General features: G+C 73.8%; 7 protein-coding genes. 6 read left to right on the top strand and 1 reads right to left on the bottom strand.

Translation table 11 applies throughout. The features are described from left to right. On the top strand, positions 1-1308 hold a 1308-nt coding region (locus C1J01_RS50585; RefSeq protein WP_181449268.1), incomplete at its 5' end, for an alpha-amylase family protein. After that, a complete protein-coding gene (locus tag C1J01_RS42610) occupies positions 1305-2876 on the top strand; it encodes an FAD-dependent oxidoreductase (RefSeq protein WP_111184727.1) in 1572 nt (523 codons plus the stop codon). The genes C1J01_RS50585 and C1J01_RS42610, both read left to right, overlap by 4 nt. A gap of 106 nt (positions 2877-2982) precedes the next feature. Here the strand turns inward: C1J01_RS42610 and C1J01_RS42605 are convergent, their stop codons facing one another. Continuing rightward, on the bottom strand, positions 2983-4602 hold the full coding sequence (locus C1J01_RS42605) for a glycoside hydrolase family 84 protein (protein WP_111184725.1): 1620 nt from the start codon (positions 4600-4602) through the stop codon (positions 2983-2985). Between the two features lie 44 nt (positions 4603-4646). Here C1J01_RS42605 and C1J01_RS42600 point away from each other — a divergent pair, with 44 nt between their 5' ends. From C1J01_RS42600 to C1J01_RS42585, 4 genes are all read left to right on the top strand, one after another. Next, positions 4647-6485 carry an MBL fold metallo-hydrolase gene (locus C1J01_RS42600; RefSeq protein WP_111184724.1) on the top strand — a complete coding sequence of 613 codons (1839 nt, stop codon included), beginning with the start codon at positions 4647-4649 and terminating at the stop codon, positions 6483-6485. Beyond that, a complete protein-coding gene (locus C1J01_RS42595; protein WP_111184723.1) occupies positions 6482-7525 on the top strand; it encodes a LacI family DNA-binding transcriptional regulator in 1044 nt (347 codons plus the stop codon). Before C1J01_RS42600 ends, C1J01_RS42595 begins: the two co-directional genes overlap by 4 nt. Positions 7526-7553: 28 nt before the next feature. Continuing rightward, entirely contained in the window at positions 7554-8138 is a 585-nt protein-coding gene (locus C1J01_RS42590; protein WP_111184722.1) for a DinB family protein, read from the top strand. A gap of 89 nt (positions 8139-8227) precedes the next feature. Continuing rightward, on the top strand, positions 8228-9196 hold the full coding sequence (locus tag C1J01_RS42585) for an ROK family protein (protein WP_111184721.1): 969 nt from the start codon (positions 8228-8230) through the stop codon (positions 9194-9196). Positions 9197-9211: the final 15 nt, after the last annotated feature.

Here is a 9211-nt window from a genome sequence, read left to right as displayed (position 1 = left end):
ACTCCCGCCCACCCCGTGCGGGTGGTGCGGCCGGTGTCGGCGGCCGTGGCGCTCACCGTCGTCGGCGACGCCTCGCCGGGCCGGCTGCACGCCGTCTTCTCCCCGCCGCCGCTCGTGCTGGCCTTCTGCAAGGACGAGCCGGACGGCGCCACGGCGGTGCCCGGCGGGCCCTGGCTGGGCGCGTCCGTACGGGCCGGGATCGCCGACCTGACCTTCACCGAGGTCGCGTACGAGCCGGTGGACGGCGGGGCGCTGCTGCGCTTCGACTACGAGGGCCACACCGAGGTGCGCGGCGCCTGGACCTCACCCGCGGTGGTGTTCCGGGCGGCGGAGTCCCCCTGGGAGGCGATCTCCCACCACCGGGACGACCTCGTCGCGCACGGCCTGGCCCCCGCGGGCCCGGCGGGGGAGCGGCACGCCTGGTGGAGCGAACCGATCTTCTGCGGCTGGGGCGCCCAGTGCGCCGCCGCCGACGGCGTCTCGCCGGTCGAGCTGTCCCGCCAGGACCGGTACGACACGTGGCTGGCGCGCTTGGAGGAGCACGGCATCGTGCCCGGCACCATCGTGATCGACGACCGGTGGCAGCTGACGTACGGCGACCTGGAGATCGACGAGGCCAAGTGGCCGGATCTGCGCGGCTGGATCGCCGACCGGCACGCGCGCGGCCAGCGCGTGCTGCTGTGGTGGCGGGCCTGGTCGGCCGACGGGCTGCCGGCCGAGGAGTGCGTGACCGACGCCGGCGGGCGCCCCGTGGCGGCCGACCCGTCGAACCCCGCCTACCGGCTCCGCGTCCGCTCGATCATGGAACGACTCCTCGGCGACCTCGACGCCGACGGCTTCAAGATCGACTTCACGCAGTGGTCGCCCAGCGGCTCCCACCTGAAGACGCACGGCTCCACGTGGGGCCTCGCCCTGCTGCACGAACTGCTCGCGACCATGTACGACGCCGCCAAGCAGGTCAAACCCGACGCCCTGATGATCACCCACACGCCGCATCCCGCCTTCGTCGGCGTCAGCGACATGATCAGGCTCAACGACGTGCTGGAGCTCGACGCCCGCGGCGAGCCCGTGCCGGCCGTCGACCAGCTCCGCTACCGCCACGCGGTCGCCCGGCACGCGATGCCCGGCCACCTCATCGACACCGACCAGTGGCCCATGCCGAGCAGGGCCGACTGGCTGGCGTACGCGCGGGCGCAGCCCGAGCTGGGCGTGCCCGCGTTGTACTACGTGGACGCGATCGACAACTCCCGCGAGGAGATCACCGGCGCGGACCTGCGGCGCGTGGCGTCGTGGTGGTGGCCTGCATGAGGCCGGCCGAAGCGCCGGCCTCCGGCCGAGGGCAGGCGCAGGCGCCGGCCGGCCGCAGGCAGGCCGAAGTGGTGGTCTACGGCGCGACGTCGGGCGGCGTGTGCGCCGCCGTCGCCGCCGCCCGGCACGGCCTGGACACCGTGCTGCTCGAACCCGGCCGCCACGTCGGCGGCATGACCTCCGGCGGGCTCGGCTACACCGACATCGGCGACGCCCGCGTGCTGGGCGGCATGGCCGCCGAGTTCCGCCAGGCCGTCGCCGACGCCTACGGGGTCGCGCCCGGCCACTACGCCGGCCCCGAGCCGCACGTCGCCGAGAAGATCTTCCTGTCGTGGCTGGAACGCGCGGGCGTGGAGGTGGTGTACGACGCCGCCCTGACCGGCGCGGAGACCTCCGAGGGGCGGATCACGTCCGTCACGACGGCACGCGGGGACCACGCGGCCGGCGTCTTCGTGGACGCGAGCTACGAGGGCGACCTGATGGCCGCCGCCGGAGTCAGCTACCGCGTCGGCCGTGAGGACCGGGCGCTGCACGGCGAGACCTTCGCCGGGCGGCGCGAGGTCGTGCCCGGCATGCACAACCTCCCGCCGTGGATCTCGCCGTTCCGCGCCGACGGCACGCTGCTGCCGCAGGTCGCCGACGGGCCGATGGCCGAGGTGGGCGCGGGCGACGGCGGCGTCATGTCGTACGGGTACCGCGTCTGCATGAGCGCCGCGCCCGACCGGATCCCGTTCGAGCGGCGGCCCGGCTACGAGGAGGAGCACTGGGAGCTCGGCCGCCGGCTCTTTCGGCACTGGCGGGAGCAGGGCGTCGAGGTGCGGGCCGGGCGGCTCGTCGGGCTGGAGCCCAACCTGCCGAACGGCAAGGCCGACGGCAACTCGCTCGGGCCGTTCTCGCTCAGTGTGCTCGACCGCTCCGCGTGGGCCTACCCCGACGCCGGGCCGGAGGAGCGCGAGCGCATCCGGCTGCACCACCTGCACCACGCCCAGGACCTGCTGTACTTCCTGTCGCACGACCCCGAGGTGCCCGCGAGCGTACGCGCCGAGCTGGGGCGGTGGGGGTTGCCCGCCGACGAGTTCGCCGACACCGGGCACCTGCCGCACCAGCTCTACGTCCGCGAGGCCCGCCGCATGCTGGGGGAGAAGCACCTCACCGAGCACGACCTGGTGCGGGGCCTGCGGCACGAGGACGTGGTCGCGATGGGCTCGTACCACATCGACATCCGCGAGGTGCAGCGGACCTGGCGGTGGGTGTACGAGCACCCCGACCCGGTGCCGATGGTGGTCACCGAGGGCTACCTGTCGGTGGGGGTGGCGCCGTACCAGATCCCGTACGGCGCGATCGTGCCGCGGCGGGAGGAGTGCGTGAACCTGCTGGTGCCGGTCTGCGTGTCGGCCTCGCACGTGGCGTTCTCGTCCGTCCGGATGGAGGTCCAGTACCAGATGCTCGGCCACGCCGCCGGCCTCGCCGCCGCCCACACCGCCACCACCGGCGAACCCGTGCAGGACATCGACGTGCCCGCCCTCCAGGACGAGCTTCGAGCCGCGGGCCAGATCCTGTCCCTCTGACCGCTCAACGACGCCGGAGTCGATGGACGCCGGGTGGTACATCCGGAAGATCAGCAGCACGTCCGGGACCGGCCAGAAGGCACAGCCACCAGCGTCCCAGACGCGGTCAGGCGCGGGACAGGAGCTCGCGGACGAACGGGGGGAGGACGCGGCGCAGGACGTTGGCCTCGTGGGACTCGGCGCGGGCGAGGGCGGCCTCCACCTCGGCGGGTGTGCGGTCGCCCGCCGGCAGGTCCAGGGCGGAGAGGCCGGCCGCACCCATGTCGCGGGCCGCCGCGACCCAGCGGGACAGCTCCTCGGCGATCGGGCGCGGCACGTCCACGGGGAGGTCGGCCAGCCGGGTCAGCTCGCCGCGCAGCTCCGTCGGGTCGCCCCCGTCCAGGACGGCGGAGCACAGAGCGGTCAGTCTCGGGCTCTGGTCGGCCCCAGGAGGCCACGCCGAGCACGCCTCCACCAGCGGCAGCAGCGCCGAGGCCCCCGGCAGCAGCCGCACCGCCCGCTCGTGGGACCGCGCCGGGTCGTAGGCCGCGAGGTGCCAGGCGTAGTCGGCCACCGTCGTCAGCGCGATGCGCGAGGCCGCCGCCTCCGCCATCGGGTTGGCCGTGATGCCCGCAAGCGGCACGCCGTCCAGCCGCGTGTCCCGCCCCACCAGCGGTCCGAGGAACACCCGGTCGAAGTCGAAGTCGTTGACCGGGAAGTTGTCCCACAACGCCACCTGGTGGCCGTACGACTCCGCCGCCGCCGTCATGTCGGCGGCCGAGATCTCACCCACCACGATGTCGGAGCCCGTCCACCAGACCAGCACGTCCGGCGGCAGCTCCGCGGCCAGCCGCTCCCGGTACGGCGTGCGCCCGGTGCCCGCGTAGTCGGTCGGCACCATGGTCAGCGGCCGCTGCGCGCCCCGGGGCGCGAGGAACTCCTCGGCGAAGTCGCGGCAGACCGCCGCGTGGGCGCTCGCGCTCGCGCCCTCCGCCGTGCCGTACGCCTCCCGGTCGGGCGCGTGCTCCAGCTCCGGCGGGATGTCGTCGAACAGCAGCGCGTACTCCCGGACGCCGGCCTCCCACACCTGGGCCGCCTTGGCCCGCAACGCCGCCCGCTCGGCCGGGTCGCTGCAGACCATCGACAGCCCCGGGCTCAGCGCGAACACGAACCTGACGTGCCGCGCCGCCGCCTCCGCGACCAGCTCGCCCAGCCGCGCCAGCTCCTCCTCCGGGTACGGCTCCCGCCACCGCTCCCGGTGGTACGGGTCGTCCTTGGGGGCGTAGACGTAGGCGTTGAGCTTGTGGCGGCCGGAGAAGCGCAGGTGGTCGAGCCGTTTGGCGTGCGTCCACGGGGTGCCGTAGAAGCCCTCGATGGTGCCGCGCAGCGGCAGGTCGGGCCAGTCGCGCACCTCGCCCGCCGGCACGCACCGCTCGTGCTCGGGGCACGGCGCCGCGGCCAGCGCGAGCAGCGTCTGCGCGCCGTAGAACGCCCCGGCGGGGTCGGCGCCGGCGATGAGCACCCGCCCGTCGCGGGCGGTCAGCGTGTAGCCCTCCGGTAGCAGGTCCACGCCGCCGGCCGTCACCTCCACCGTGACGTCCGCGCCGGCCGCCGTGGAGAGCGCGGCGCGCAGGGCCGTCAGGGCGGTCTCCGGGCCGTCACCGAGACGGACGGCGGTCAGGTCGACGCACGAGGAACGGAGGGTAGCCTCTTTCGGACGAGGGACGATCCATTCCAGGGCATCCATTGTGGGAACGATACCGGATACAATCGCGCCTCGTGGGTAGGGATGTGACCGAAGTTCGGCCTGGGGTGTTCCGCGTCGAGGACACCTGCAACGTCTATGTCATCAAGGCTCCCGCCCATCCGGGCCAGGAGCGCACCGGGATCGCCGTCGACTTCGGCTCCGGCCGCGTGCTCGACCTGCTCGGCGAGCTCGGCCTCGACCGTCTCACCGACGTCCTGATGACCCATCACCACCGCGACCAGGCCCAGGGGCTGGTGCGGGCGGCCGAGGCGGGGATCGCCATCCACGTCCCGCCGGTCGAGCGCGAGCTGTTCGCCGACGTCGAGCGGATGTGGTCGGCGCGGCAGCTCCACAACGACTACGACCTGCGCGACGACCGGTTCTCGCTGCTGGAGTCCGTACCCGTGACCGGCGTCGTCCCCGAGTACCGCACGGCCCGCTACGGCGGCGTCGACGTCCGCGTCCTGCCCACGCCCGGCCACACCGCGGGGTCGGTGACGTACGTCGTCGGCCGGGCCGCGTTCACCGGCGACCTCATCTACGCCCCCGGCAAGGTCTGGTCCCTGGCCTCGACCCAGTGGTCCTACACCGAGAACGAAGGCCCCGCCATGGTCGTCATCAGCGCCGACCTGCTCCGCAAGGAGGAGCTCGACGTGCTGCTGCCCTCCCACGGCGACCCCATGACCGACCCCGGCGACGCGCTGTCCCGGCTCGCGGAGGCCATGCAGCGCTACGTCGACTTCCGGCGCCCCCACCCGTGGGACGTGCGCGGCATGCTGGCCGAGCCGTTCGTCGAGATCACGCCCCATCTGCTGATGAACCGCAGCAGCCAGTCCTACAGCTACGTGCTGCTGTCGGAGTCGGGCGCGGCCATGGTCTTCGACTTCGGCTACGACATGTCGACCGGCATCCTCTACACCAGCACGGCGCGCCAGGCCCGCCGCCCCTGGCTGGCCTCCCTGCCCGCGCTGCGCGAGCGTTACGGCGTCACCGCCGTCGAGGTCGCCGTCCCCACCCACTACCACGACGACCACGTGGCCGGCATGCCGCTGCTGCGCGACGTCGAGGGCACCGAGATCTGGGCGCCGTCCCACATCGCGCCCATCCTGGCCACGCCGCTCCACCACGACCTGCCGTGCCAGTGGTTCGACCCGATCCCCGCCGACCGCGTGCTGGAACTGGGGGAGACGGTGCGGTGGCGGGAGTACGAGATCACCGTGCACGACCTGCCGGGGCACACGCTGTTCGCGGCGGCGTACGAGTTCGAGGTGGACGGGCACCGGGTGCTCGTCACCGGCGACCAGCAGGACGGATCGGGCATTCCTGGCGAGCGCCAGGAGATCCTGAATTTTCAGTACAAGAACAGATTCGCCATCGAGGACTACCGCAAGAGCGCCGCGCTCTACAACCGCCTGCGCCCCGACCTCATGGTCAGCGGCCACTGGCGGCCCCGCTGGGTGGACGACGCCTACCTGGCCATGCTCACCGAACGCGGCGACGAGCTGGTCTCGCTCCACCACGAGCTGCTCCCGCTCGACCGGCTCGACCTCGGGGCCGACGGTGTGCTCTGCCGCCTGACGCCGTACCATTCGAGCGTCCCCGCGGGCGGCGAGATCGTGCTGACGGCCACCGTCCGCAACCCGTGGCCCGAGAAGGCCGTGGCCGTCGTCGAGCCGGTCGTCCCGCCCGGCTGGCGGCGCGAACCGGGGGCGGTGACGCTGAGGCTGCCCGGAGGGGGTATGGAGCAGGTGCATCTCCGTCTCGGGGCCGACGTCGTGCCACGGCGCCGCGTACGCCTCGCCGTCGATCTCACCATCGGCGACCTGCGCCTCGGGCAGCACGCCGAGGCCCTGGTCGACGTCGTCGCGGAAGGGGAACGATGACCGCGGAACGGCGCAGTGCCCCCCTCAGCCGTTCCCGCAGACCCACGATCAAGGACGTCGCCGAGGCCGCCGGCGTCTCGCGCTCCACGGTCTCGCGGGCCCTGACCGGTCGCGGCTACGCGGCCAGCGACGTGCGCGAGCGCGTGCTGCGTGCCGCGGCCGAGCTCGGGTACGTGCCCGACGTCATGGCTCGCACACTGAAACAGCAGGTCAGCAGGTCGGTCGGCGTCCTGGTGAGCGACCTGCGCAACTCCTTCTACGCGGAGCTGGCCGCCGGGGCCAGCCGTGAGGCGCGCGAGCGCGGCTACACGATGGTGCTGGCCGACACGAGCCTGTCGGCCGCGGCCGAGAGCGAGGCCGCCGAGGCGCTGGTGGCGCTGCGGGTGGCCGGGGTGATCGTGACGCCCAACTCCTCGGCCGTCTCCACCTACCTGTCCTCCCACGGCATCCCGGTGGTGGAGGTCGACCGCCAGTTCGCGGCGGGCTCGACCGACGGCGTCGTGGTGGGCAACCGCGTCGGCGCCCGTACGGCCACCGCCCACCTCGTCGGGCTGAGCCACCGCAGGATCGCGCTGTTCATCGACGAGACCGACTGGACCACCGGCTACGAGCGCTACCAGGGCTACCTGGAGGCGCTGGCCGCGGGCGGCATCGAGGTCGACCCCGGCCTGGTCGTCTCCTCCGGCTGGGACGTCGCCGACTCCCGTGCCCGGGCGATCGAGATGTTGCGCGCCCCCGACCGGCCCACGGCCGTCTTCGCCGCCAACAACGTGCTGGCCGAGGGCGTCTGGCGGGCGATCGGCGAGCTCGGGCTGCGGATCCCCGCGGACGTCAGCCTCGTCGCGTTCGACGACGCGCCCTGGATGAGCATGGTCTCGCCCACGGTCAGCGCGGTCTCGCAGGACACCTTCAACCTCGGCGCGACCGCCGTGCGCCGGCTCCACGAGCGCATCGCGGCCCCCGACTCCGACTCGGTGACGACCGTGCTCAACGTACGGCTCGTCGAGCGCGGGTCCACGGCTCCGCCGCCCGGGGGCTGAGGCCACGGCGGGCTGGAAGGATGTCCGCATGACAGAACCCAAGTCCGACCTGCACCGATACCTGCAGTCTGTCCGTGAAGCCCTGGTGTGGAAGCTCGACGGGCTCTCCGAGTACGACGTCCGCCGCCCCCTCACCCCCACCGGCACCAACCTGCTGGGGCTGGTCAAACACCTGGCCGGCGTGGAGGCGGGCTACTTCGGCGCCACCTTCGGGCGGCCGTTCCCCGAGCCGCTGCCGTTCATGGCCGACGACGCCGAGACGAACGCCGACATGTGGGCGACCGCCGACGAGTCGCGCGAGGACATCCTCGCCCTCTACCGCCGGGTGTGGGCGCACGCGGACGCGACCGTCGAGGCGCTGCCGCTGGACACGGTCGGCGAGGTGCCGTGGTGGCCCGGGGAGCGCCGGCACCCGACGTTGCACCTGATCCTGATCCACGTCATCGCCGAGACCAACCGGCACGCCGGGCACGCCGACATCGTCAGGGAGCTCATCGACGGGGCCGCCGGCCTGCGGCGCGGCAACGGCAACCTGCCACGGGTGGATGGGGAGTGGTGGGAGTCCTACCAGGCCCGGCTGGAGCGGGTGGCGCGGGAAGCCGGTCGGAGCTGACGCGAGATGCGTTGACCCGTGGGGAAAAGTCCGCCTAGGATCCCGTGTGGGAACGATGTCACAGCAGGCGTTCCCGTTGCGGAGGCCCCATGGAGCACGATGTCCCCCCTGTCCTGTCGCTCGACATCGGCGGCACCAAACTGGCCGCGGGCGTCGTCACGGGCGACGGCCTGATCCACGGCTGGCAGCTCGCCCCCACCCGCCGGGAAGAGGGGCCGCGGCGCGTCCTGTCCAGGCTGTTCGACCTGGGCAGGAAGGCGGTCGCGGAGGCCGGCGCGCCCGAGGTCGCGGCCGTCGGCATCTCCTGCGGCGGCCCCCTCGACACCGCCACCGGCGTGGTGCAGTGCCCGCCCCACCTGCCGGGGTGGATCGACGTCCCGGTGGTCGCCCTGGCCGCGGAGGCGTTCGGCGTCGCCGCGGTCATTGAGAACGATGCCACGGCCGCGGCGCTGGGCGAACACCGTTACGGCGCCGGCCGCGGCACCACCACGATGCTCTACCTCACGATCTCCACGGGCGTCGGCGGCGGCTCCGTCATCGGCGGGCGCCTGCACCGGGGCGCCGCGGGCAACGGCGGCGAGCTCGGACACGTGATGGTGCGCCCCGGCGGCCGCCCCTGCACGTGCGGCAGGAACGGCTGCCTGGAGGCGTACGCGTCCGGGACGGCCATCGCCGAGCGGGCCCGCGAGGCCCTCGCCGCCGGCCGCCCCTCGTCCCTGTCGTCGATCGAGCTCCCGACCGCGGAGGACGTCTCCCTGGCCGCCGCGGCCGGCGACCCGCTCGCCGCGGAGATCTGGGACGAGACCACATGGGCGCTCGGCAGCGCGCTCACCGACCTGGTGAACGCGTTCGAGCCCGAGCTCGTCGTCCTCGGCGGCGGCGTCACCCGTTCGGGCGCCCGGCTCCTCGACCCCGTGGCCGCCGCCGTAGCCCGCGACGCCATGCCGCCCGCGGCCCGCGCCGTCCGTATCGAGCCGGCCCGGCTCGGCGCGGGCGTCTGCGTGGTCGGCGCGGGCGCCGTCGCCCACGACCTCGTCTCAGGAAAGACCGATGCCTGACCGACCCCTGACCCC

The organism is Nonomuraea aridisoli, assembly GCF_003236395.1.
Classification (GTDB): Bacteria; Actinomycetota; Actinomycetes; order Streptosporangiales; family Streptosporangiaceae; genus Nonomuraea; species Nonomuraea aridisoli.
The sequence above is the reverse complement of the archived record's forward strand: the minus strand, read 5'-3'. Positions and strand labels throughout refer to the sequence as shown.

Bases quoted from the DNA above. Each gene is read 5' to 3' on its own strand.
- C1J01_RS42590 (WP_111184722.1), top strand. From the start codon at position 7,554: ATGACAGAACCCAAGTCCGACCTGCACCGATACCTGCAGTCTGTCCGT.
- C1J01_RS42595 (WP_111184723.1), top strand. From the start codon at position 6,482: ATGACCGCGGAACGGCGCAGTGCCCCCCTCAGCCGTTCCCGCAGACCC.
- C1J01_RS42605 (WP_111184725.1), bottom strand. From the start codon at position 4,602: ATGGATGCCCTGGAATGGATCGTCCCTCGTCCGAAAGAGGCTACCCTC.
- C1J01_RS42610 (WP_111184727.1), top strand. From the start codon at position 1,305: ATGAGGCCGGCCGAAGCGCCGGCCTCCGGCCGAGGGCAGGCGCAGGCG.
- C1J01_RS42585 (WP_111184721.1), top strand. From the start codon at position 8,228: ATGGAGCACGATGTCCCCCCTGTCCTGTCGCTCGACATCGGCGGCACC.